Source organism: Streptomyces sp. NPDC056734 (assembly GCF_042790455.1).
Taxonomy (GTDB): Bacteria; Actinomycetota; Actinomycetes; order Streptomycetales; family Streptomycetaceae; genus Streptomyces.
On sequence record NZ_JBHTZD010000007.1, the window covers coordinates 244,801 to 268,224 of the forward strand.

The following is a 23,424-nucleotide window of genomic DNA, read 5'->3' on the forward strand; positions in this document are numbered from 1 at the left end:
TTTCGTGATCGTCATCGTGGCGTGGCTGGCCGCGATGGCCGGGCTCCAAGTCCTCGAACGCACCTTCGGCGGCACCTACGCCGACAACTTCGAGCTGCCCGGCGCCCAGTCCCAGCACGGCAGCGACATCCTCAAGCAGCACAGCCCGGCGGCCGGCGGCTACAGCGCCCAGATCGTGCTGCACGACGCCGGACAGCCCCTGACCGCGCTCGGCACCGAGATCGCGCAGACGGTCGGCGACCTCCAGAAACTCCCGCACGTGCAGTCGGTGCAGAACCCGCTGACCACCCCGTCGGCCGCCCCGGGCACCGGCCCGCTCGCCACCGACGGCAGAACCGCCTACATCACCGTCCGCTTCGACGTGATGCCCTCCAACCTGGGCGAGAGCTATCTGCACGGCGTCGACGACTCCGTACAGCCGCTGCGGGCGGCCGGGGCGCAGGTCGAGTACGGCGGATCGCTGGGCGAGCTGGCCCGGCCCGTGGCCAACGACCGGATCAGCGAGCTGATCGGGTTCGCGGTGGCCGTCGTCGTACTGCTGATCGGCTTCGGCAGTGTCATCGCGGCCTTCATCCCGCTGCTCACCGCGCTGATCGGGGTGATCGGCGGACTGGCCTGTCTCGGACTGCTCGCCGCCGCCTTCACCTTCGCCACCGTCTCCCCGACCCTGGCCACGATGATCGGGCTCGGCGTCGGCATCGACTACGCCCTGTTCCTGATCACCCGGTACCGCCAGCGGCTCATCGACGGTGCGAGCCCGGTGCGCGCGGCCGGGCTGGCGAGCGCCATCAGCGGCCGGGCCGTGCTGGTCTCCGGCTGCACGGTGATCGTGGCGCTGGCGGGCCTGTACGCCTCCGGCGTCTCCTTCATCGGCAAGCTGGGGGCCGCCGCCGCGGTGACCGTGATCTCGGCGGTGCTCGGCGCGCTGACGCTGGTCCCGGCCCTGCTGGGGCTGATCGGCAATCAGATCGACCGCTGGCATGTGCGCCGCCCGGTCGCCGAGACCGACGCCCCGCCCGGCGAGGCACCGCAGGGGATGTGGCACCGGTACGCGCGGCGGGTGCAGCGCCGGCCGCTGCGCTATCTGGCGGCCGGGGTGACGGCCATCGTCGTCCTCGCGATCCCCGTCTTCTCCATCCAGCTCGGCCATATCGACGACGGCGCCGACCCCACGTCCTTCACCGACCGGCGGGCGTACGACCTGATGACCGACGCGTTCGGGCCCGGCTCCAACGGCCCGCTGACCGTCGTCGTCGACCAGACCGCGGTGCCCGCGGGCCAGCGCCAGGCCGTCGCCGCCCAGGCGCAGCGGACCCTGAACGCCGTACCGGGCGCGGCGACGGTCACCCCGCTGATGCCCGCCGGGGACGGGGACGTCCTGCTGGCCACGGTCTATTCGTCGACGTCCCCGCAGAGCGCCGACACCACGGCCCTGACCAACCGGCTGATCCACGACACCCTCCCCGCCGCCCTGAAGGGCACCGCCGCCAAGGGCTATGTCACCGGTTCCACGGCCGCCCAGGTCGACTTCCGGGACATCGTGGCCGAGCGGCTGCCGCTGATCATCGGGGTCGTGGTCGCCCTCGCCTTCCTGATCATCCTGGCGGTCTTCCACGGCCTCCTCGTGGCGGTGAAGGCGGCCGTCCTCAACGTCCTGTCCATCGCGGCCTCGTACGGGGTCGTCGTGGCCGTCTTCCAGTGGGGCTGGGGCGGCCCGGCCCTCGGCGTCTCGGGCACGGTCCCCATCGAGAGCTACGTCCCGATGATGATGTTCGCGATCATCTTCGGCCTGAGCATGGACTACGAGATCTTTCTGCTCTCCCGCGTCCACGAGGGCTGGCTCCGCACGGGCGACGCCAGGGCCGCGGTCGCGCACGCCCTGGAGATCACCGCCCGGGTCATCACCTGCGCGGCCCTGATCATGGTCAGCGTCTTCGCCGCGTTCATCATCAGCGACAACATCGTGGTCAAGATGCTGGGCCTGGGCCTGGCCGTGAGCGTCCTCATCGACGCGACCGTCGTACGGCTGCTGCTGGTCCCGGCGGTGATGACCCTGCTCGGCCCGCACGCCTGGTGGACCCCGAAGTGGCTGGACCGGCTGCTGCCGCACATCGACGCGGAGGGGGAGAAGGTGGGGAAGGGCTCCGCCCAGCCGCCGCAGTCCCAGCCCGAGCCCCAGCCCGAGCCGCGCCAGCCCGAGCCGCGCCAGCCCGAGCCGCCGCAGTCCCAGCCCCAGCCGCAGCCCGGCGTGCGGCCGACATCTGCCACGCCGCAGCCCGAGCCCCAGCCGCAGCCCCAGCCCCAGCCGCCCGTCGTCGGCCGAGGGCCCCGGGGTGCTTCTGGTGATCCGTCAGAAGGACCCTAGCCTTGTCGGCAGTGCGGGACTGCCGAGGAAGGTGCGCGGATGGCCAAGGCCGAGGACGGTGTGCGGGTCAGCGTCTGGCTGACGGAGCGGGACGCGCGGCGGGGCGGCCGAGGCGGCGGAACCGGGGGAACCGGGGGCAGCGGCGGAACCGGGGGAACCGTTGGGACCGGGGGCGGCGGCGGAAGCGGGCCGCGGCCGCCGCACCTCGACCGGGACCGGATCACCGAGGTGACCGTCCGGCTGCTGGACGCCGAGGGGCTCGGCGGGTTCTCGATGCGCCGCCTGGCCGCCGAGCTGAGGGTGACCGCGATGTCCGTGTACTGGTACGTCGACACCAAGGACGACCTCCTCGAACTCGCCCTGGACGCCGTCCACGGCGAACTCGACCTGCCCGACGCAAACGCCCCTGACGCCGACTGGCGTGCACAGTTGCGCGCTCTGGCCACCCAGTACCGGGGGCTGCTGGTCCGCCACCCGTGGCTGTCCCCGCTGGCCGGCCGCCGCTACCTCAACATCGGCCCGAGGTCCCTGGCCTTCTCCCGGCAGGTCCGGGGGGTGATGCGCCGCGCCGACGCTGGAGTGCGCCGGGTCGATGGTCCCCGGCCCCGGCGGGGGCAGCTCGGTGCCGCCCTGCCGGGCCAGCGTCAGGGGGCCGAGTTCGGCCCGGCCGCTCGCGGTGACGATCACGCTGCGGGCCTCGGGCACGTACCCGACCGCCGTGACGATCACGGTGTACGCCCCGGGCGCCAGCGCGGCCGGATCCCGCACCGCGCCCTCCCCGTCCGCCTCGACCCGCAGCACCTGCGCGCCGGCTCGGTCCATCACCGTGACGACCGCGTGCGACACGGCCCACCCGTCCCGCGTACGGATCCGCGCGGTCAGTCCCATCCCGTTCTCCCCACAAGGTCGTGCGCAACGGCCGTTCGCCGGGTCATTCGCCGGGGTGGCCGAGGCTGATGTCGTGGTCGTCGACACCGGGTCCGGAGACGGTCAGCGAGGTCGCCACCGGGGGATGGCCCGTCGCGATGACCGTGTACTCCCCGCTGTCCAGATCGGTGAAGGCGTACGCCCCGTCCGCCCCGGTGGTCGCGGTGCCGGCCACGTTCCCGGCCGCGTCGACCAGGGTGACCCGGGCATCGGCGAGCGGCCCGTGCGGGACGCGGACGACCCCCTGGACCCGGGCCCCCGCGTCCAGTTCGACCTCGATCCGGGTGACCCCGGTGCCCCCGACCTCCACAGGCAGCGCCCGTGGCCGGAAACCGACGGCGGTGACGGCGACGGTCACCGCCCCCGGCACCAGCTCCCCGAGCGCGAACTCGCCCTGCTCGCCGGTGCTCCGGGTGGCCAGCAGATCCCCGCGCACATCGGTCACGATCACCATCGCGTCCTCGACCGGCACCCCGCTCGTGGCGGCCCGCACCACCCCGGTCAGCCCACTGGTCCCACTGAGCAGGATGTCGTACGAGACCGGCTCACCGTTCACGACGATCGTGGATGCCTGTGGCTGGAACCCGTCGGCGGAGGCGATCAGGACGTATGATCCGGCGCCGGGCGCGTCCAGCGCGTAGGAACCGTCCCCCTGGGCGATCGAGCGGCCGAGCTGCCGCCCGCCCAGCGAGATCAGCGTGACGGCGGCCTGCGGCACGGGCACGCTCTCGGCCCCGTGCACGGCCCCGCGCACCGGTATCCCACCACCGGAACCGAAACCGGCGGCGACCATGACCGGCACCCTCACCTCGGCGACCGCCGCCCCCTCACTCCCCACCGGACCAGCCGCCCCCTCGGCGGCGGCCTGGGCCAGCGCCCCCTGGGTGCGCAACGGCACCTCCTTGATGAACAGGGAGCAGAGCAGGGCGAGCAGGGCGATGGGCGCCGCGTACAGGAAGACATCGGCGATCCCGCTGCCGTAGCTGCTCTCCATGAGGGTGCGGATCGGGACGGGCAGGGCGTTCATGTCCGGGAGGGCGCCGTTGGTGTCACCGCTGCCGGCCAGTTCGGCGGCCGACCGGGGGTCGAGGGAGGCGGCGCCCTGTTCGACGTAGTGCGTGATCCGGTGGGTGAGGACCGCGCCGAGGGCGGAGACGCCGACGGCGCCGCCCAGGGAGCGGAAGAAGTTCACGACCGAGCTGGCGGCACCGAGGTCGCTCGGGGCGACCTGGTTCTGGGTGGCCAGCACCAGGTTCTGCATCATCATGCCGACGCCGAGACCCAGCAGGGCCATGTAGACCGCCACGTGCCAGTAGGCGGTGTCGTACTCGATGGTGCTCAGCAGCCCGAGTCCGGCGCTCACCAGGACACCGCCGATGAGCAGCCAGCTCTTCCAGCGTCCGGTGCGGGTGATGATCCGGCCGGAGAGGGTGGAGGACAGGAACAGGCCCATGATCATCGGGATGGTCATGACACCGGACATGGTGGGCGACTTGTCGCGGGCGAGCTGGAAGTACTGGGAGAAGAAGATCGTGCCCGTGAACATCGCGATGCCGACGAACAGCGAGGCCAGCGAGGCCAGCGAGATGGTCCGGTTGCGGAACAGCCGCAGCGGGACGATCGGCTCGCTCGCCCGGGACTCGGTGAACACGAACAGCAGCAGCAGCGCGAGCGTCCCGCCGACCATGGCGTACGTCTGCCAGGACACCCAGTCGTACCTGCTCCCGGCGAAGGTGACCCAGACCAGCAGCAGACTGACGGCGGCGGTGATGAGGAAGGCCCCGGCCCAGTCGACCTTCACCCGCCGCTTGACGACCGGCAGATGCAGGGTGCGCTGGAGCACGACCAGGGCGACGATCGCGAAGGGCACGCCGACGTAGAAGCACCAGCGCCAGCCGAGCCAGGAGGTGTCGGTGATGACACCGCCGATCAGCGGGCCGCCGACCATGGCGGTGGCGAAGGTGGCGCCGAGATAGCCGTTGTACCGGCCGCGCTCGCGCGGGGAGATCATCGCCGCGAGGATGATCTGGGCCAGCGACGACAGCCCGCCCATGCCGATGCCCTGCACGGCACGGAAGGTGATCAGGGTCTCCGGGTTCTGCGAGAGTCCGGCCGCCGCCGAGCCCAGCATGAATATCACCAGGGCGATCTGGACCAGCAGCTTCTTGGAGAACAGATCGGAGAGCTTGCCCCACAGCGGGGTGGACGCGGTCATCGCCAGCAGCGAGGCGGTGACGACCCAGGTGTACGCGCTCTGGCCGCCGCCGAGGTCGGTGATGATGTCGGGCAGCGCGTTGGAGACGATCGTCGACGACAGGATCGCCACGAACATGCCGAGCAGCAGCCCGGTCAGCGCCTCCATGATCTGCCGGTGCGACATGGCTTCGCCGTGGGAGCCTCCCCCGTGCTTGGCGTGGGCCCGCACACCGGCCGGTGTGGTTGTTGCCATGGGCTTCCTTTTCTTCTTCCAGATACGCAGATGTACGGGTGTCGGGGCTGCCCGGGATGGGGGGTTTGAACTGGCGTTCGGCAGTCAGCTGTTCGCAGTAGCACTCGGCCGGTGCTCGCAGAAACTCGCCCGCAGCCGGGTCATCAGCCGGGTCAGCTCCCCGATCTCGCCCTCGGTCCAGCCGCTCAGCCGCTCGGCCAGCAGCGCGGCGGTACGCCGCTGCATGTCGTCGAGCACCTCGTGCCCGGTGGGGGTCAACCGCAGAATGCGGGAGCGTTTGTCGGCGGGGTCGCAGATGCGTTCGATGAGCCCACGGTCGGCGAGATGGGCGACGTGCCGGCTGGTGACGGACATGTCCACGACCAGCGACTCCGCCAGCTGCCCGATCCGGATGTCCCCGTGCTGGTCGATCACCATCAGAGCGGCGATCGATCCGGCCGGACAGGAGGGGGGCAGAGTCCGTGCCAGATCCCGCTTCACCGCGCCAACGGCGGTGAGCTGCCGCGCCAGTTCGGCGTACTGCGTCGCCTCCGCCATCCAGCCCTCCCCAATATCGTTGCTTGGGGCAACCTTAAAAGCGGATGGTTGTTGCAGGCAAATAAAGAGAATGCTGAGACCAGCAAAACTTTGGCAAAGGCAAGTGTTGGCGGATGTAAAGAGGCAGGTGGGGCGGGGGATACGGCAGCGAGGCGCGCGGATGGCCCTGCTGGCACGGATGGACGAGGGCCGGTCGGCATCCGCTCGGCCCGTCCGGCGATCGGCGAGGACCGGTCGGCACCCGCTCGGCCCGTCCGGCGATCGGCGAGGGCCGGTCGGCACCCGCTCAGCCCGTCCGGCGATCGGCGAGGACCGGTCGGCATCCGCTCAGCCCGTATGGCGCTCGGCGAGGGCCGGTCCGCACCGTCTGAGCCCGTCCGGCGATTGAGGACGAGGCCGTTCAGGCCGAAAGGGGGGTCTGGGGGCAGAGCCCCCAGAAGACCGAACGCCGGTTCACACCACAAGCCCCGGTCACGGAACCCCCGCTTGGGCCAGCGCCAGCGACTTCGCTAGGGTCTCGACCCATGGCCAACTCCCAGAACCCCCAGGGCACCCCGGACCCCGCGGGCAGCACCCAGATGTTCCGCGCCTTCGTCGACGACCCCCAGACCAGCCGCCCCCAGCAGACCTCCTCGGGCCCCAGGCTGGGCCTGATCCTCGGCGTGGTCGCGGCGGTCGTGATCGTGGCGGCGGTGGCCTGGCTGGCGCTGAAGTAGGGGGAACCCCCACGTCCGTAGGGGGAACCCCCACGTCCGTCCGGCGCCGCCGATGCCGTACCCCCTGCGAAGGCGGCGCCACCGACGGCGTACGCGGAAAGCGGTGCCGCCTTGGCTGACGGCACGCCAGAAAGAAGCCGTGCGGGGGCCGAACCCCCGCAAGGTGACCTCGGCCGGAGAGCCGGCGCCTAGTCCGAGATCAGGCCCTCGCGCAGCTGGGCCAGGGTCCGGGTGAGCAGCCGGGAGACGTGCATCTGGGAGATGCCGACCTCCTCGCCGATCTGGGACTGGGTCATGTTGGCGAAGAACCGGAGCATGATGATCCGGCGCTCGCGGGGCGGCAGCTTGGCCAGCAGCGGCTTGAGGGACTCGCGGTACTCGACGCCCTCCAGCGCGGTGTCCTCGTAGCCGAGGCGGTCCGCGAGGGAGCCCTCGCCGCCGTCGTCCTCGGGTGCCGGGGAGTCCAGCGACGACGCGGTGTAGGCGTTGCCCACGGCCAGGCCGTCGACCACGTCCTCCTCGGAGACACCGAGGACCGCGGCCAGTTCGGTGACCGTCGGGGAACGGTCCAGCTTCTGGGAGAGTTCGTCGCTGGCCTTGGTGAGGGCCAGCCGCAGCTCCTGGAGCCGGCGCGGCACCCGCACCGACCACGAGGTGTCCCGGAAGAACCGCTTGATCTCACCGACCACGGTCGGCATGGCGAACGTCGGGAACTCCACCCCGCGTTCGCAGTCGAACCGGTCGATCGCCTTGATCAGCCCGATGGTGCCGACCTGGACGATGTCTTCCATCGGCTCGTTGCGCGAGCGGAACCGGGCCGCCGCGTACCGCACCAGCGGAAGGTTCAGTTCGATCAAGGTGTCCCGGACATAGGCCCGCTCGGGGCTGTTCTCGTCGAGGGCGGCGAGCCGCAGGAACAGCGAGCGGGACAGGGTGCGGGTGTCGATGGCTTCCGAGGCGGCCGGTGCGGCCGGGGCCGGAACGGCCGGGAGAGCCGACGTGGTGTCGATGACGTCGATGGGGCCGAGCGTGTCGAGCGCCTCGGGCGCATCGCTCTTCGTCAGCGTGAGCACCTTCGAGCTGCCCTGGTCTGCGGACATGCCACCCCCTTTGGGTCGCGGGACGGTCGTGGCCGCTCCTCTGCCGAGGAGCGCAGCCTTCACCTGAATACCGGAGCCGGAGCCACGGCAAACGCGCTTCCCGCAGAATGTCACATGTCGGCAACACGCTGTAGTGACATGTCGACATGCGAGACGCGAATCGGCCCTGGAAAAAGGGGGTGTGACGGTTTTTCACCCCGATTCCGCCACCAACATCCCTGCTGAGCGATTCGCTCGCGGAGGTGACAGATCGCTCTCGCTTTCGGTTGTGCGCCGGTCCACTCACCGGTCTGGTCCGGTCCGCCCGCAGGGCTCATCCGGACCGGCCACCGCCGCCCCGGCCCCCGCGCGGCCCACCCGCTCCGGATACGTCCCTGCCGCCCAGCCGGTCACGCGTCACCGGACGCTCCGCTTCCGGCCCGGCGCGGGCCGCTTCCGGCCACCCCGGGCCGGCCGCGGCCGGGTCAGGCGTCGATGCGGTTCGCCGTCCGCAGCCGCTGGAAACTGCGCGCCAGCAGCCGGGAGACATGCATTTGCGAGACGCCGAGTTCCGCGCTGATCTGGGACTGGGTGAGATTGCTGTAGTACCGCAGCAGCAGAATTCGCTGTTCGCGTTCCGGAAGCTGCACCAGCAGATGCCGTACGAGATCCCGGTGCTCGACCCCGTCCAGGGCCGGGTCCTCGTACCCGAGCCGGTCCAGCAGCCCGGGCAGGCCGTCGCCCTCCTGGGCGGCCTCCAGCGAGGTGGCGTGGTACGACCGCCCGGCCTCGATGCAGGACAGCACCTCGTCCTCGGAGATCCGCAGCCGCTCGGCGATCTCGGCGGTGGTCGGGGAGCGCCCGAAGGCGGTGGTCAGGTCCTCGGTCGCGCTGTTGACCTGCACCCACAGCTCATGCAGGCGACGCGGTACGTGGACGGTGCGGACGTTGTCCCGGAAGTAGCGCTTGATCTCCCCGACGACCGTCGGCATGGCGAAGGTGGGGAACTGCACGCCCCGCTCCGGGTCGAACCGGTCGATGGCGTTGATCAGCCCGATGGTGCCGACCTGGACCACGTCCTCCATCGGCTCGTTGCGGGAGCGGAAGCGGGCGGCGGCGTAGCGCACGAGTGGGAGATTGGCCTCGATGAGCGCGCCGCGCACCCGGTTGTGCTCCGGCGTGCCCGGCTGATGCTGCTTCAGCTCCCCGAACAGCACCTGGGTGAGCGCCCGGGTGTCGGCCCCCCGGGTGCTGCGCTGCGGGGTGGCGGGGGCGGGGGCGGGGGGCTGCGGGTCCGCCGGGGGCTGTGGGACCGCCGGGGGGTGCGGGTCTGCCGGGGACTGTGGCTCCGCGCGGGGCGGTAGGTCTGCCGGGGACTGCTGGGGTGCGCCCATCGGGGGCCGCCGGGGCGTGTCCGCCGGGGAGCCCTGGGGCGGTGCTTGAGGCGCAGTACTGGCCGGCACGGTCAACTCCACCTCGTAATCTGTCAACTCATCCGTCAAAAGCGGTCATAGCATCACAAGACATGTGCACTGTGTGCAAGCACCGTATTACTCCGTGTTGAGGGTGAATTGCTTCATACGTGGATTCATACGTGGGTTCATGTGACGCAAAGGAGCCCTCCGCCATTGCGGCGAAGGGCTCTGTGTGGGCTTTTGGGTGGGCTCTGCGTGGGCTCTGCGGGCCGGTCCGACCAGGCGTTTCTCAGAACTCGTAGTCGGCGACGACCCAGGTGGCGAACTCGCGCCACAACGCCACGCCCGCCTGGTGATCGGGGTGGTCGAGATAGCGTTTGAGGGCGTCGGCGTCGTCGACCGCCGAGTTGATCGCGAAGTCGTAGGCGATGGGTCGGTCGCTGATGTTCCAGCCCACCTCCCAGAAGCGCAGTTCCCCGATCGTGCCCCCGAGCGCGGTGAACGCCTCGACACCCGCCACGACGCGGGGGTCGTCACGCTCCACGCCTTCGTTGAGCTTGAGCAGAACCAGATGGCGGATCATCACTTACCTCCGTTGGCGGCCCAGGTCATGAAGTCACCGACAGCACTGGCGGCGTCCGATATGCCTTCGAACACTATCTGGACGTAGTCAGCGGCCTTCGCCGGGTCCGTGATGATCAAGTACAGCGCGAAGACCACGAGTACATAGACGGCGATCTTCTTCGCGTTCACCGCCACCGCGGCCTCCCTTGGGACTGCCCTCGCTGCTGCCGGCGGTGAGTGTAGCTTCACGCGTGATTGAAGGACCAACGGCCCGATCGGCGGGGCCGTTCGCCACCGTGCCCCGGACCGCCGCGCGGACCACGAGGAGGACGAGGAGGCCGAGGCCGAGGCGGTTCTGGCAGGAGTCGGCGACGGCCGGGACGAAAGAGACGGCCGGGACGAAAGATAAGGCCCCGTCTTTCGACGGGGCCCTTCTCGGTGGCGGTAGCGGAGGGATTTGAACCCTCGGTGACTTGCGCCACACTCGCTTTCGAGGCGAGCTCCTTCGGCCGCTCGGACACGCTACCGAGAGAGACCTTACAACAAGGCGCGGCATGGTCTGAAATCGGTATCCGGCCGCCGTGGGACGGCTCAGCGGGTCCGGAAGAAGTCGGTCAGGAGGCGGGCGCACTCGTCGGCGAGCACGCCCTCGATCACCTCGGGCCGGTGGTTGAGCCGGCGGTCGCGCACGACGTCCCAGAGGGAGCCGGCCGCGCCCGCCTTGGCGTCCCGGGCGCCGTAGACGACCCGGTCGGCCCGCGCGAGCACCAGGGCGCCCGCGCACATCGTGCAGGGTTCCAGGGTGACCACCAGGGTGCAGCCGGTGAGCCGCCACCGGCCGAGCGCGGCGGCGGCCCGGCGCACCGCGAGCACCTCGGCGTGCGCGGTGGGGTCGCCGGTGGCCTCGCGCTCGTTGTGCCCGGTGGCCAGCACGGTCGTGCCGTCCGGGGCCAGTACGACGGCTCCGACGGGCACGTCACCACCGGCGACGGCCCGTCCGGCCTGGTCCAGGGCGAGCCGCATGGCGGCCCGCCAAGGGGCACGTACCGGGTCGGCGGCGGGGTCGAGGTCGGGGGGCGGGGGCATCGCGGTCAGCGCACGGTCTCCAGCACCTCCGAGGCGCCCAGGGCGTCGGCGATCTCACCCACGGCGTCCCCGGACAGCGACAGCAGCTCCTTCTCGCTGACGCCGAGGTCGTCGAGGATGGCCCGGTCGCCGACGGGGCCGTGCGGCAGCGAATCGTCGCCGGCGGCGTCGTCCGTGTCGTCGTTCTCGTTCTCGCCGTCCTCGGTGCCGTCGAGATCGAGGGCGTCCAGGTCGTCGCCGGGGTCGTCGGGATCCCGGCCGAGCAGTTCGTCGGTGAGGAGGATCTCGCCGTAGCTGCTGCGGGCAGCGGCGACAGCGTCGGAGACATAGATCCGGGCGTCGTCCTCACCGTCGAAGCGGACGACGCCGAACCAGGCGTCCTCCTGCTCGATCAGAACGAGCACCGTGTCCTCGTCCGGAGCGGCTTCCCGGGCCAGGTCGGCCAGATCCGACAGGGTCTCCACATCGTCGAGCTCTGTATCGCTCGCTTCCCACCCGTCTTCGGTGCGCGCGAGCAGTGCGGCGAAGTACACCGTGACTCTCCCACTGGTCATAGGCGTGCCGGTTGGGGGTCCCCCCGGCGGAGGTCGCGGGTGGAGGAGCGGTGCTCCGAGCCCCACCCACTCGGAATCGTGGCAGAAACAAGGCGTCCAGGGGACGTCTTCGGCTCCCTGTGTCTGGCACTTTTGATCGCACGTGAGCAAAGAGTCACCAGCGCACTTGTCGCCACCACGTGCGGATCGTACGCGGCTTTCCTGCGGTGCCTCGCACGACCACCCGGTCAACGCCCGTACGCCGCACGGATCTTCCCGGTGTGGTCCGCCCGGCGTGTCTACCAGCGGAATGTTCGCATGCGCATCGCGTGTCGCAGCCGGGCGGTCTTGGCCCGGCGGGGCTGCACCCGATCGCGCAGGGCGCGTGCCTCGGAGAGTTCCCGCAGAAACTGCGCCCGGCGCCTCCGGCGCTCGGCATCCGCCTCGCGCGCTCCGGCATCCGGGTCGGGGGCGGGGTCCTGTGGGGGGTTCTGTGGGGGGTGCTCCGCCGGGTGTTCCTGTTCCGCAGGGTGCTCCGCGGCCTCCTGGGTCGTCGGTTGCCGGGTGGGCTGCCGTGCGGGCTTCTGGGGCGGCTGTCGGGTGGGCTCCTGGGCTGACTTCCGGGCGGGTTGTCGGGCCGACTGCGGGGCGGGCTGGGGCGCGGGGTGCTCCGCGGGCTTCTGGGGCGTCGGTTGCCGGGTGGACTGTCCTGCGGGCTTCTGGGCGACCGACTCCCGGGCGACCGACTCCCGAGCGGATTCCAGGGCGGGCCGCCGGGCCGCTTGCCGGGTGGGCTGCCGGGTGGGCTGCTGTGCGGGTTCTTGGGCCGATGGCCGGGCCGAGTTGCCCACGTCCGGCGGGTCCGCTGGGTCCGGTCGGTCCGGTCGGTCCGGTGGGTCGGATGGGTCCGATGGGCCCGGCAGGTCCGATGGGCCCGATGGATTCGGTGGGTCCGGTGGGGCAGCCTGGCCCGGTCGGTCCGGTGAGTTGGATCGGTCCGATGGGTCCGATGGGCCCGGCGGAGCTGGTGGGCCCGGCAGGTCCGACGGGTCCGCTGGATTTGGTGGGTCCGGCAGGTCCGGCAGGTCACGCATGGTTTCACCACCCCGGTCGGTCCATCCCACTTTCCCCCGGATGGGCGGTTTGATGCCAGCGCGCGGGTGGAGGGGCCGCGGTTACTGTTATTGGCATGCGTCTCCATGTCGTCGACCACCCCCTGGTCGCTCACAAGCTCACCACGCTGCGCGACCGGCGCACCGACTCCCCGACCTTCCGCCGGCTCGCCGACGAACTGGTCACCCTGCTCGCCTACGAGGCCACGCGGGACGTGCGCACCGAGCAGGTCGACATCGCCACGCCGGTCAGCGAGACGACCGGTGTCAAGCTGTCCCACCCACGCCCCCTGGTGGTGCCGATCCTGCGGGCCGGGCTCGGCATGCTGGACGGCATGGTCCGGCTGCTGCCGACCGCCGAGGTGGGGTTCCTGGGCATGATCCGCGACGAGGAGACCCTCCAGGCGTCCACGTACGCCACCCGCATGCCCGAGGACCTCTCCGGACGCCAGGTGTACGTCCTCGACCCGATGCTGGCCACGGGCGGCACGCTCGTCGCCGCGATCCGGGAGCTGATCCGGCGCGGCGCCGACGATGTGACCGCCGTGGTGCTGCTCGCGGCCCCCGAGGGCGTCGAGGTCATGGAACGCGAACTCGCCGGCACGCCGGTCACCGTCGTCACCGCGTCGGTCGACGAACGGCTCAACGAGCAGGGGTACATCGTGCCGGGGCTGGGGGACGCGGGGGATCGTATGTATGGAGCGGCCGAGTAGGGACGCCGGGGTGGTGGGCGGGAGCAAGGTCCCGCCCCGACGGTCAGCAGCCCTTCTCAGTAGCCCTTCTCAGCAGCCCTTCGAGGTCCCGCTCGGCGTCGGTGACGGTGAGGTCAGGGCCGTCAGGGCCTGGTCGGCCGTGGCCCGCGCGGCCAGTTGCTTGAAGGCGTCACCGAGGATCAGATCGACCTCCGTGCCCTTGCGCCCGGCATCGGTGCGCCGCTCCGCGCCCGCGAGCTGGGTCGCCAGCACCGGCAGCGAGGTGTTCAAGGAGGCGCTCGGCCCGAGCAGTATCCCGGTGCCCTTCACCTTCTTGTCGTACTGCTTCGCCGCGTTCCCGATCTCACCGATCTTGAAGCCACGTTCGGCCAGTTCGTCGGCGGTTTTCTTGGCGAGCCCGGCGCGGGTGGTGGCGTTGAGGACGTTCACCGTGATCTTGCCGGGGGCCGGCACGGCGGCCGAGCCCTGCGTCGTCCCCTCGGCCGCTCCGCCCGCCTGCGCGGAGGCCCCCGCACCGGGTGAGGGACTCGCCGATCCGGGACAGCGCCCGTCGGCACCGGCCGCCGCCGCGCTGTCGCCGCCGCCGGTGAAGACGTCGATGAGCTGCAACGTGCCCCAGCCGATCAACCCGATCGCGGTCGTCGAGGCCACGAGGGCGAGCACGAGCCTGCCTCGCCGCCGGGGCCGGCGCATTCGCGGGAACTTGTCCCCCGTGATCCGGTACTGCCCACCCATGCCGGGGGGAGTCAGCATGCTCATGAGCGCAGCGTAGTGCGCCTGAGCGGTGATGCCTACTAGATGATCATTCGACGTGGCCCGGTCCAACCCGAAAGGGCCAACGGACGGGCCGGGGTGGGGTCAGGGCGAAGTCAGGGCGGAGTCAGGGAGCTGCCGGGTCAGTCGAGTTCCAGGACGCGCGCGTGCAGCACCTGGCGCTGCTGGAGCGCGGCGCGGACCGCGCGGTGCAGTCCGTCCTCCAGATAGAGATCGCCCTGCCACTTGACGACATGCGCGAAGAGATCGCCGTAGAAGGTCGAGTCCTCGGCGAGCAGCGTCTCGAGGTCGAGTTGCTGCTTGGTCGTGACGAGCTGATCGAGGCGGACCGGGCGCGGCGCGACGTCCGCCCACTGCCGGGTGCTGTCCCGGCCATGGTCGGGGTACGGCCGGCCGTTTCCGATGCGCTTGAAGATCACACGGAAAGCCTACCGGCCAAGCGCTTCGCGGCGCAGCCATGGAGAGGCAGTACGAGCCCGGAAAGATGCCGTTATTCGGGGCAGAACGGATGGGTGTCGGTGGGTGTCGGGCGCGGGTTCGACGCGGAGGTCGATGCCGAGGTCGATGCCGAGGTCCGACCTGAGCGGCGCCGAGCCCGCCCCCGCGGCCGTCGAATCCGCCCGGTCCAGCGGGAACGTGGGGCCGGATTCGCGGCCCGTGCGGGTGCGTTCGCCTGTGCGGGTGGGTCCGTCTACGGTGTCGGTTCCTTCTCGACCACCGGCGCGCTGGCGGCGTTCGCCTTCACGGACTCGATGCCATGCAGGCACGACGCCCTGCTCTCGTAGGCCTCACCGACCGCGATGATCTCGCCGTTGCCCGCCTTGAGCCGGAACCGGTACTTGTCCGACCTGTCCTTGTAGACCTCGAACTTGCCTGCCATGGCATGCCACCTCTCGGACGTACCCCCTCAATTGACGCTAATCCAGAGTGGCGCCCGGCGCAGCTCGGGCCGGGGGGAGCGACCGGAACGGCCCGTCGTCGCCGAGCCGGACGCCCCGGGCGTGAGGCGTCCGGCTCCGGGTCAGCCGCGCTGCCGCTCCCGCAGGACGGGGGCGGGGCGCGGGGCGGGCTGCTGTGGTTCGGGTTCCGGCTCGGGCGGGTTGCGGCGGGCTTCCGCGCGCAGCAGGGCGCGCAGGACGGCGTACGGGTCTCTGGGCATGACGTTCTCCCTCGCTCGGGGGGTGGGGGCTGTTGCCGGGGCGGGTCCCGTCAGCAGCGCAGGACCACCGAGCGCAGGTGGTGCAGGGAGTACGAGGGGGCGGGCGGCGCCGGGTGCGGGCGGTGCGCGGCGCGGCCGGGCGGGGCGGGGCGTTCGGGGACGGGGCGCGCGGCGGTGGCCGGGCGGCGGGAGACCCGGGTGACCGGGCGCAGGGCGGAGTCGAGGAGGTCGCACTCGGCCGCCGTACCGCCGTTCTCGTGGACGCCCACCGTGAGCGGCAGGGCGTGCGCGCCGGTGTGCGTGCCCGGTACCAGGAGGGCGAGCAGCAGGAGTGCGGTCCGCAGCCACCAGGTGGGGTGGGGGGAGTGGCGGCGGGGCACCACCGTCCGGTCCGCCCAGGGCAGCGCGCCGTGCGGCGGGCCCGGCCGTGTGGGGGGCTGTGCGGTGGTTCGTACGGCGGGGCGTGCGGTGGGCGGTACGGCGGGCGGTCTGGCGGGCGGTCTGGTGGGCGGTACGGCGGGCCGTACGGTGGGCGGTTCGGCGGGGAACGCGTGTCGGAGCGGAGATCCGGACGCCGCCCGGCGTGGACCTTCTCTCCCGGTCTCCCGGACGCCGGCCGGGCCGCGCCCCTCGTTCACAGCGTCCGGGGCACCTCTCGCGCGCGTCCCCGCATCATCACGGCGGTGATGATCTCGACGATGCCGACGGCGAGCAGCCAGATGCCGGCGACCAGGGTCAGTACGGCGATCGACTCGAAGGGGGAGACGATCAGCACGATCCCGGCGAGGAAGGTGACGATGCCCAGGAAGATCTGCCAGCCACGGGCGGGCATCGCGCTGTCGGAGGACGCGGCCAGCGTCTGGGTGATGCCGCGGATCAGCCAGCCGATGCCGATCCACAGGGCCAGCAGCAGGATCGTCTGGGTCAGGCCGCGGAAGCAGAACAGGCCCAGCACGATCGACACCGCGCCGCTGATGAACGCGAGCACCCGCAGCGAGGTCGTGCGGTGGGTGCCGAAGGCCGCGGCGAGCTGGAAGATGCCGCTGATGAGGAGGTAGAGGCCGAAGAGGATGCCCGCGACCCGTAGGGAGGCGCTGGGCCAGACAAGGATCAGCACGCCCAGGATCAGCGAGGCGATGCCGGTGACCAGCACCACCTGCCAGGCGGCGCGGGACAGGGCGTGCAGCGGGCCCTCGAAGGGCGGCTCCGGCTCGTAGCCGCCACCGCCGGGTGGCGAGGCGGTGGGGTTCCGGCCGCCGTGAACCTTGCGGTCGTCGTACTCGGGGTCCCAGGAGGGACCACTCGATGGCTCGGTCATGATCCATGCTTGGATCGCGCCCGGCGGACCCGCCACCCGGGAGGTCCAAGCGGTTGACCGCCGCCCGGCCCTACGCCCTCTTCTTGCCCGGCTTCGCCGACGTCGCCGGCTTCGCCGTCTTGGCGGCCTTCGCCGCCGCCTTCATCTCCTGTTTGTGGGCCCGGACCCTGGCGAGCGACTCCGGGCCGGTGATGTCGGCGACCGAGCGGTACGACGTGGTCTCGCCGTACGCTCCGGCGGCCTCACGCCAGCCCGTCGGCCGTACGCCGAGCTGCTTGCCGAGCAGGGCGAGGAAGATCTGGGCCTTCTGCTTGCCGAAGCCGGGCAATTGCTCCAGCCGCTTCAGCAGTTCGGCGCCGCTGTCCACGCCCCGCCAGACCGCCTCGGCGTCGCCGTCGTAGTGCTCGACCAGGTACTGGCACAACTGCTGGACGCGCTTCGCCATCGACCCCGGGTAGCGGTGCACAGCCGGTTTCCCGGAGAGCACCGCCGCGAACGCCTCCGGGTCGCGCGCGGCGATCTCGTGCGCGTCCAGATCGTCGGCGCCGAGCCGGTCGGCGATCGTACGAGGTCCCCGGAAGGCCCATTCCATGGGGATTTGCTGGTCCAGCAGCATCCCCACCAGCGCGGCGAGCGGGGAGCGGCCGAGCAGCGCGTCGGCGTCCGGGTCCTGGGCGAGGTGAAGGCTGACGTCCATGCGTCGATGATGCCGCGCCCCTCGCGGTTACGCGCGCCAGTACCCCAGCGCGTGCGTCCGCTCCTTCGGCACGCCCAGTTCCCTGCGTACGTACGACGACAGGGTGCGGGTCGTCGCCGTGTCGCAGGCGATCCAGACGTACGGGTGCGGGGTCGCGCGCAGGAGTGCGGGGAGTTCGGCGCGGACACGGTCGGTGAGGGCGGAGCCCTGGCGGGGGATCTCGCGGATCTCGCGGACCTCGTGGCGGTCGGGGTCGGTGAGGCTCGGCAGGCCGTCGAGGCTGCCCTCGAACCACAGGGTGGCCGGGGCCGACGGGAACGCGTCGAGGAGGGAGTTGAGCGCGGGCAGCGAGGCCGGGTCACCGATCGCGAAGACGTGCGAGGGCTCGGGCCGGGGCCGCTGGAAGCCCGTGCCCTGGACCGTCGCCTCGATGGTGTCCCCGGGCCGCGCCGCCCGCGCCCAGTCACTGGCGCACCCCTCATGGAGTGCGAATTCGAGGGAGAAGGTGCCGGTCTCCCGGTCCGGGTCGACCAGCGTGTACGCGCGCTGATGGGGCTTGCCCGCGTTGTCGAACCACAGCCGCGCCCACATCGTGGGGTGCGGGCCGTGCGCGGTGAGCAGGTCGCCGTCGCGCAGCCGCAGCCGCCGGTAGACCGGGCTCACGTCCTGCACGTCCGTCACGGTCAGGACGAAGTCCTTCGCGCCCATCAGCCGCAGGACCCTGCCCTGCCAGCCGTGCCCCTGCGCCATGGTGCCCCTTCACGCCTCGCGTACGATCTCTCCCCACCGGGCTACTTAGGCAAGGCTAACCTAAGATTCGCGGGGAGCGCCAGGGGCCGGGAAGAGCCGTCGCCTTCGCCGTCGCCGGGGTCGGGCTCGGGGGCGGGGTCGGGGTCGGGGAAGAAGAGTGCGGAGGACGACAGGGTGAGTACCGAGATCTACCGCGATGCCCACGGCATCCCGCACCTGCGTGCCCCCGGCGCCCGCGAACTCGCCCACGCCCAGGGGCGGGTGACCGCCCTGGACCGCGCCTGGCAACTGGAGACCCAACGCCACCGGCTGCTCGGCACCTCCGCCTCCTTCCTCGGCCCGTCCGCCCTGCCCTGGGACGTCCTCGCCCGTCGCGCCCGGCTCGCCGACACCGCCCGCCGCTGCTTCGACCGGCTCGCCGCCGACGACCCGGAGACCGCCGACTGGGTCGGCGCCTACGTCGACGGCGTCCATGCCTCCCTCGCGGAAGGCGCCCGCCGCGCCCCCGAGTTCGCGGCGACCGGCCTCGCCCCCGGCCGGTGGGAGCCCTGGACCCCGCTCGGCGTCTGGCTGGCCACCCACGTCCTGTCCACCGGCCTGCCGCTCAAGCTCTGGCGGGAGGAGGCGATACGGCACCTGGGGCCGGGCGCGGTCGGGCTCTTCGCCGCCGACGGTCCCGGCACCACGGGCGGCAACGGCTGGCTGGTCGCCGGCGAACGGACCGTCACCGGACACGCCGTGCTCGCCGGTGCCCCCCACCAGGTCATCGAGGACCCCGGCGTCCACCAGCAGATCCGGCTGGCCTGCCCCGAGTTCGACGTGCTCGGCCTCGCCGTGCCCGGCGTCCCCGGCATCGCCCACTTCGGCCACACCGGCACGGTCGCCTGGGCCATCACCGACGCCATGGCCGACCACCAGGACCTCTACCGCGAACGGCTGCGGCGCACCGGCGCCGGGGTGGAGGCCCTCGGCCCCGACGGCACCTGGCGCCGGGCCCGGCTGCACACCGAGTCCGTGGCCGTGGCCGGGGAGGAACGGGTGCCGGTCGAGGTGATCGAGACCGAGCGGGGGCCGGTGATCGCGGGTGGGCCGGAGGGGCTGGAGGGTGGGGTGATGGACGGGCTCGGCGGGGCGGTTGGGGGCCGGGGGGACGCCGTACGGGACGGGGTTTTGTGGGGTGATGCCCCTGACGCCGCTCCGGGTGAACCCGTTCCCACCCCCCTCGCCCTCAGCCTCCGTCACCCGCCCCGCGTCACCTCCGACCTCGGCTTCGCCGCCCTGCTCCCGCTGCTGCGTGCCCGTACGGTCGCCGATGTGGACCGTGCCCTCGACCGCTGGGCCGAGCCGGTCAACGTCGTGCTGGCCGCCGACACCGAGGGCGGCACCCTGCACCGGGTGGCGGGCCGGGTGCCGACGCGGGCCGCCGCCAACCGGGTCCGGCCGGTGCCCGCCTGGGAGCCCGGCCACGAGTGGACCGGCTGGCACGAGACGCCCCGCGCCCCGCTCACCGGCGGCATCGCCGTGATGGCCAACGAGCGCGGCCTCGCCACCCCGCTCGGCGTCGAGTTCGCCGCCCCGCACCGCGCCGACCGCATCACCGCCCGGCTCGCCGAACGGGACCGCTGGTCCGCCGCCGACATGGCCGCCCTGCACACCGACACCGTCCTGATCAGCGCTGGAGCCCTGCTGGACGGCCTCGCCGCGCTGCCCGACGACACCCTCACGCCCGGCGCCCTCGCCCTGCGCGCACGCCTGCTGCGCTGGGACCGTCGGATGGCGGCCACCAGCCGGGACGCCGCCGCGTTCGCCGCCCTGCGCTCCGGTGTCGTCCGCCGGCTCGCCGCGCACCCGGCGTTCGCCCCGCTCACCGAGCCGCCCGCCTACCCCGAGCCGCTCCAGCCGTGGCTCGCCCTGGTCCCCCGTATCGGACCGGCCCTCGCCCAACTGCTGACGGCCGAACACCTGTACGGCATCGACCGCGCACCGATCCTCCGCGAGGCGCTGGAGGAGACGGCCCGGCGGCCCGAACCGACCCGGCGCACCTGGGGTGAGACCCACCGCCTGGTGCCGTGGCGGGCCCTGGGGACGGCGCCCGGGAAGCCGTACGCGCGACCCGGGCTCTCCGGCGACCACGACTGTGTGCTGTCCACCTCCTCCGTGCCCGGCGTCACCGATCTCGCCGTGCGCGGCCCGGCCGCCCGCTATGTCTGGGACCTGGCCCGGCGCGAGGACAGCCGCTGGGTGGTGCCGCTCGGCGCGTCCGGCGTCCCCGGCTCACCGCACCACCGCGATCAGCTGCCGCTGTGGCTCAGGGGTGAACTGGTCCCCGTCGTCACCGACTGGGACCGGCTGGTCAAGGAGAGCGATGGCTGAGTACGCCGGGTTCATGGCCGAGCGGGCTCGTCCTGAGCAGGTTTGTCGCTGAGCAGGTTTGTCGCTGAGCACGCTCGTCGCTGAGCAGAAGGGGGCCGTCGTCCGTATCCGTGTCCGTACCCGGAAGGTTTCCGAAGACGGAGAGACGACGTGGTGGGCGATGACGGAATCCGGTGCCTTCGCGGGCTGGTGGTGCTGGGTGCCCTGCTGGTCCTGCTCCTCGCCGGTGCCGGACCGGCGTCCGCCCACGCCGCCCTGCGCTCCACCGACCCCGGGGACGGAAGCGTCGTAGCCACCGCCCCGCGCACCCTGACCCTGACCTTCACCGAGTCCGTCGGACTCCTGGAGGGCTCCATACGGGTGTACGACCCCGGCAACCACCGCGTCCGCCCGGACTCGGTCGCCCACGCCCCCGGCAGTTCCGAGGCTGTCCGGGTCACGCTTCCCGCCGCCGTTTCGGACGAGGGCACCTACACGGTGGCCTGGCGGGTGGTGTCCTCCGACAGCCACCCCGTCTCCGGCGCCTTCACCTTCTCCGTCGGCGCCCCCTCCCCGACCACGGCCACCGTGGACACCGGCCCGCCCCAGAACCCGGCCACCAGCGCCCTCCAGAACACGGCCCGCTATCTCGCGTATCTCGCGGGCGCGGTCCTCATCGGCGCGGCGGCCTTCGCGCTGGTCCGCCGCCCGTCCGGCACCGCCGCTCTCGCCCCGCTGCTGCGCACGGCCTGGTGGACGCTGCTGGTCACCACCGTCGCCCTGCTGCTGCTCCGCGCTCCCTACGAGGCGGGCACCGCCCCGGCGACCGCGCTCGACCCGGCCGGCCTGACCCGCACCCTCTCCGGCCGCCCCGGAATCCTGCTGGCCACCCGGCTGCTCCTGCTGGCCCCGGCCGCCCTGCTCCTCGTACGGCTCTCCGGGCGCCGGTCTCGGGTGCTGCTCGGCGCGGGGGCGGCCGTCGCGGTCGGTCTGGCGGTGACCTGGGCGGCGGCGGAGCACGCGTCGGCCGGGATCCAGGTGCCGGTGGCCATCGCGTCCTCGACGCTGCATCTGCTGGCGACGGGGGTGTGGCTGGGCGGGCTGACCGCGGTGCTGGTGACGCTGTACCGGAGGGGAGGGGGCGGGCTCACGGTCGCGGCGGTGAGCCGTTTCTCGCGAGTCGCGTTCGCGGCGGTGGTGGTGCTGGTGCTGACCGGTGTGTATCAGTCGTGGCGGGGGCTGGGCTCACCGTCCGCGCTGACCGGGACCACGTACGGGCGGCTGCTGCTGATGAAGCTGGCGGTGGTGGTGGTGCTGGTGGGGGTGGCGGGGTTCTCGCGGCGGTTCACCTTGCGGTGGGCGGGGGTGGACACGGTACGGGTGCCGGTGGGGGTGGGGGTGGGGGTGGGGGTGGGTGCCGGTGGTGGGGTGGACGCGGGGGGCATTTCCGACCGCTCGCCCGGTGAGGAGAAGGACGCCGACCCCGACGCCGACGCCTACGCCGACCCCGACGCCTACGCCGATCACCACCGCCGCGCCCTCCGCCGTTCCGTGCTCATCGAGGCGGCCCTCGCCCTCGTGGTCCTCCTCGTCACCACCGTGCTGACCGCCACCCTGCCCGCCCGTGCCGAGGCCGAGGCGGCTGCCGCCGGGCCGGTGGCGGGGCAGCCGCGTACGGCGTCGGTGTCGGTGCCGTTCGACGCGGGGACGCCCGGCGGGTCCGGGACGGTCGAGATCACGCTGGACCCGGCCCGGGTCGGGGACAACTCCGTCCAGGCGGTGGTCTTCGGGTCGGACGGCGGGCTCGTCGTCCTGCCCGAACTGCGGCTGTCGTTCGCCCTGTCCGACGACGGCCTCGGGCCGATCGACGCCGGGCTGACCGACCGCGGCGGCTACTGGGCCACCGACACGCTCACCCTGCCCCTCGCGGGCACCTGGACGATGAAACTGACGGTCCGGGTGTCCGAGCTGGACCAGGTGAGCGAGACCCGGACGGTACGGGTGGAGCGCTGAGCCCTGCCGGAGCGGAGGTGACCGGCGTCAGCGGTTCAGCGCGGCGACGCCCGCCTTCGCGAACTTCTCGTCCAGGTCGCCCGACGGGGCGCCCGCGACGCCGATGCCCGCGATCGGGGCGCCCTTGGCGGTGACCGGGGCGCCGCCGCCGAGGAACAGGGTGCCGGGGATGTCCTTGAGGTTCGGCGTCTGCTCCAGGCGCTTGACCAGCTCGGACGTGGGGGCGTTCCAGGAGACGGCGGTGAACGCCTTGCGCTCGGCGGACTCGTAGGACTGCGGGCCGGCGCCGTCGCCGCGCAGGGTGACCAGGGTGTTGCCGCTGCGGTCGACGACGGCCACGGAGATCCGCTGGTTCTCCTTCTCGGCGGCGTCCAGCGCGGCCCGCGCGGCCTTGGTCGCGGCGTCGACGGTCAGGTGGGTGGACTGTGTGAGGTTGCCGCGCGCCGGGTCACCGGAGGCCGAGCGGGACCCGGGCGCGGCGGCGGGGGCACCGGCCGGGGCGGAACCGGCGGCGTTCGCGGCGACCGTACCGGCGCCGCCCGCGACCACGACGGCGAGGACCGCACCGCCGGTGAACAGCCGGGCGCGGCGGGAGGCGGCGGCGGTGCGGATGCGGGTACGGGTACGGGTGCGGTGGTTGGCGGTCTGCTGCATGGTGGGTGACCTTTCCGAGGTGTACGTCGGGGTGATGCCTCGATCCTCGGGTCGGGATCGGGCCGTCCCCGTCGCCGGACCGGCTCGGGCCGCCGTACGGATCGGGGGAGGGCCGGGTCGTCCGTTCGGATGACAGGGGGCCGGGGTGGTGGAGGGAAGAATGGAGGTGTTTGCCCGGATCGGCGGCGGGTGCGAGCGGCGAAGGCGGAGG

23 protein-coding genes and 1 tRNA gene are annotated in these 23,424 nt (G+C 72.4%); 6 read left to right on the forward strand and 18 right to left on the reverse strand.

All coding sequences use genetic code 11. The annotated features are described in order from the left end of the window. The first annotated feature begins 4 nt into the window (after nucleotides 1–4). Both ACFRFC_RS13155 and ACFRFC_RS13160 read left to right on the forward strand, forming a co-directional pair. Entirely contained in the window at nucleotides 5–2,365 is a 2,361-nt protein-coding gene (locus ACFRFC_RS13155; RefSeq protein WP_382682866.1) for an MMPL family transporter, read from the forward strand. A 39-nt stretch (nucleotides 2,366–2,404) separates the two neighbouring features. Then, a complete protein-coding gene (locus tag ACFRFC_RS13160) occupies nucleotides 2,405–3,322 on the forward strand; it encodes a TetR/AcrR family transcriptional regulator (protein ID WP_382682383.1) in 918 nt (305 codons plus the stop codon). On the opposite strand, the gene ACFRFC_RS13165 is transcribed toward ACFRFC_RS13160, so the two are convergent. Then, nucleotides 3,297–5,741 carry an MFS transporter gene (locus ACFRFC_RS13165; protein WP_382682381.1) on the reverse strand — a complete coding sequence of 815 codons (2,445 nt, stop codon included), beginning with the start codon at nucleotides 5,739–5,741 and terminating at the stop codon, nucleotides 3,297–3,299. The two genes, ACFRFC_RS13160 and ACFRFC_RS13165, sit on opposite strands and share 26 nt — an antisense overlap. Nucleotides 5,742–5,825: 84 nt before the next feature. Further along, on the reverse strand, nucleotides 5,826–6,278 hold the full coding sequence (locus ACFRFC_RS13170; RefSeq protein ID WP_382682378.1) for a MarR family winged helix-turn-helix transcriptional regulator: 453 nt from the start codon (nucleotides 6,276–6,278) through the stop codon (nucleotides 5,826–5,828). A gap of 524 nt (nucleotides 6,279–6,802) precedes the next feature. On the opposite strand from ACFRFC_RS13170, the gene ACFRFC_RS13175 reads away from it, so the two are divergent. Further along, the gene (locus tag ACFRFC_RS13175) at nucleotides 6,803–6,994 is read left to right on the forward strand and encodes a hypothetical protein (protein ID WP_382682375.1); all 192 of its coding nucleotides are present in this window, start codon (nucleotides 6,803–6,805) and stop codon (nucleotides 6,992–6,994) included. Nucleotides 6,995–7,182: 188 nt separating this feature from the next. On the opposite strand, the gene ACFRFC_RS13180 is transcribed toward ACFRFC_RS13175, so the two are convergent. From ACFRFC_RS13180 to ACFRFC_RS13210, 7 genes are all read right to left on the reverse strand, one after another. Then, complete coding sequence (locus ACFRFC_RS13180) at nucleotides 7,183–8,094, reverse strand: RNA polymerase sigma factor SigF (protein WP_382682372.1); 912 nt, start codon at nucleotides 8,092–8,094, stop codon at nucleotides 7,183–7,185. Between the two features lie 464 nt (nucleotides 8,095–8,558). Further along, a complete protein-coding gene (locus ACFRFC_RS13185; RefSeq protein ID WP_382682369.1) occupies nucleotides 8,559–9,536 on the reverse strand; it encodes a SigB/SigF/SigG family RNA polymerase sigma factor in 978 nt (325 codons plus the stop codon). A 241-nt stretch (nucleotides 9,537–9,777) separates the two neighbouring features. Further along, complete coding sequence (locus ACFRFC_RS13190) at nucleotides 9,778–10,071, reverse strand: Dabb family protein (protein WP_382682366.1); 294 nt, start codon at nucleotides 10,069–10,071, stop codon at nucleotides 9,778–9,780. Next, entirely contained in the window at nucleotides 10,071–10,247 is a 177-nt protein-coding gene (locus ACFRFC_RS13195; RefSeq protein ID WP_382682363.1) for a hypothetical protein, read from the reverse strand. The genes ACFRFC_RS13190 and ACFRFC_RS13195 overlap by 1 nt, the downstream gene beginning before the upstream one ends. Nucleotides 10,248–10,491: 244 nt before the next feature. Further along, a tRNA-Ser gene (locus ACFRFC_RS13200) sits at nucleotides 10,492–10,579 on the reverse strand. Between the two features lie 64 nt (nucleotides 10,580–10,643). After that, nucleotides 10,644–11,138, reverse strand: coding sequence for a tRNA adenosine(34) deaminase TadA (gene tadA / locus ACFRFC_RS13205; RefSeq protein ID WP_382682360.1), 495 nt, complete (start codon nucleotides 11,136–11,138; stop codon nucleotides 10,644–10,646). Nucleotides 11,139–11,143: 5 nt separating this feature from the next. Continuing rightward, nucleotides 11,144–11,671 carry a hypothetical protein gene (locus ACFRFC_RS13210; RefSeq protein WP_382682864.1) on the reverse strand — a complete coding sequence of 176 codons (528 nt, stop codon included), beginning with the start codon at nucleotides 11,669–11,671 and terminating at the stop codon, nucleotides 11,144–11,146. 1,189 nt (nucleotides 11,672–12,860) lie between these two features. Between ACFRFC_RS13210 and upp the strand changes: the two genes are divergently transcribed. Next, complete coding sequence (gene upp, locus ACFRFC_RS13215) at nucleotides 12,861–13,496, forward strand: uracil phosphoribosyltransferase (RefSeq protein WP_382682357.1); 636 nt, start codon at nucleotides 12,861–12,863, stop codon at nucleotides 13,494–13,496. A gap of 69 nt (nucleotides 13,497–13,565) precedes the next feature. Here the strand turns inward: upp and ACFRFC_RS13220 are convergent, their stop codons facing one another. From ACFRFC_RS13220 to ACFRFC_RS13255, 8 genes are all read right to left on the reverse strand, one after another. Further along, entirely contained in the window at nucleotides 13,566–14,255 is a 690-nt protein-coding gene (locus ACFRFC_RS13220) for a LytR C-terminal domain-containing protein (protein WP_382682354.1), read from the reverse strand. Between the two features lie 137 nt (nucleotides 14,256–14,392). Beyond that, complete coding sequence (locus ACFRFC_RS13225) at nucleotides 14,393–14,689, reverse strand: type II toxin-antitoxin system VapB family antitoxin (RefSeq protein WP_003991361.1); 297 nt, start codon at nucleotides 14,687–14,689, stop codon at nucleotides 14,393–14,395. A gap of 272 nt (nucleotides 14,690–14,961) precedes the next feature. Continuing rightward, nucleotides 14,962–15,150, reverse strand: a complete 189-nt coding sequence (locus ACFRFC_RS13230) for a YegP family protein (RefSeq protein ID WP_382682352.1) — start codon at nucleotides 15,148–15,150, stop codon at nucleotides 14,962–14,964. A 141-nt stretch (nucleotides 15,151–15,291) separates the two neighbouring features. Then, entirely contained in the window at nucleotides 15,292–15,429 is a 138-nt protein-coding gene (locus ACFRFC_RS13235; RefSeq protein WP_382682349.1) for a hypothetical protein, read from the reverse strand. Between the two features lie 50 nt (nucleotides 15,430–15,479). Continuing rightward, nucleotides 15,480–16,067 carry a hypothetical protein gene (locus ACFRFC_RS13240; RefSeq protein WP_382682347.1) on the reverse strand — a complete coding sequence of 196 codons (588 nt, stop codon included), beginning with the start codon at nucleotides 16,065–16,067 and terminating at the stop codon, nucleotides 15,480–15,482. Continuing rightward, nucleotides 16,064–16,747, reverse strand: coding sequence for an HdeD family acid-resistance protein (locus ACFRFC_RS13245; protein WP_382682344.1), 684 nt, complete (start codon nucleotides 16,745–16,747; stop codon nucleotides 16,064–16,066). The genes ACFRFC_RS13240 and ACFRFC_RS13245 overlap by 4 nt, the downstream gene beginning before the upstream one ends. A gap of 70 nt (nucleotides 16,748–16,817) precedes the next feature. Beyond that, on the reverse strand, nucleotides 16,818–17,444 hold the full coding sequence (locus tag ACFRFC_RS13250; protein ID WP_382682341.1) for an HhH-GPD-type base excision DNA repair protein: 627 nt from the start codon (nucleotides 17,442–17,444) through the stop codon (nucleotides 16,818–16,820). A 27-nt stretch (nucleotides 17,445–17,471) separates the two neighbouring features. Next, nucleotides 17,472–18,194, reverse strand: coding sequence for a siderophore-interacting protein (locus ACFRFC_RS13255; protein ID WP_382682338.1), 723 nt, complete (start codon nucleotides 18,192–18,194; stop codon nucleotides 17,472–17,474). Between the two features lie 174 nt (nucleotides 18,195–18,368). Here ACFRFC_RS13255 and ACFRFC_RS13260 point away from each other — a divergent pair, with 174 nt between their 5' ends. Further along, nucleotides 18,369–20,567 carry a penicillin acylase family protein gene (locus ACFRFC_RS13260; RefSeq protein ID WP_382682336.1) on the forward strand — a complete coding sequence of 733 codons (2,199 nt, stop codon included), beginning with the start codon at nucleotides 18,369–18,371 and terminating at the stop codon, nucleotides 20,565–20,567. 189 nt (nucleotides 20,568–20,756) lie between these two features. Next, a complete protein-coding gene (locus ACFRFC_RS13265; protein ID WP_382682862.1) occupies nucleotides 20,757–22,559 on the forward strand; it encodes a copper resistance CopC/CopD family protein in 1,803 nt (600 codons plus the stop codon). Between the two features lie 27 nt (nucleotides 22,560–22,586). On the opposite strand, the gene ACFRFC_RS13270 is transcribed toward ACFRFC_RS13265, so the two are convergent. Beyond that, the gene (locus tag ACFRFC_RS13270) at nucleotides 22,587–23,213 is read right to left on the reverse strand and encodes a heme-binding protein (RefSeq protein ID WP_382682334.1); all 627 of its coding nucleotides are present in this window, start codon (nucleotides 23,211–23,213) and stop codon (nucleotides 22,587–22,589) included. Nucleotides 23,214–23,424 lie beyond the last annotated feature (211 nt).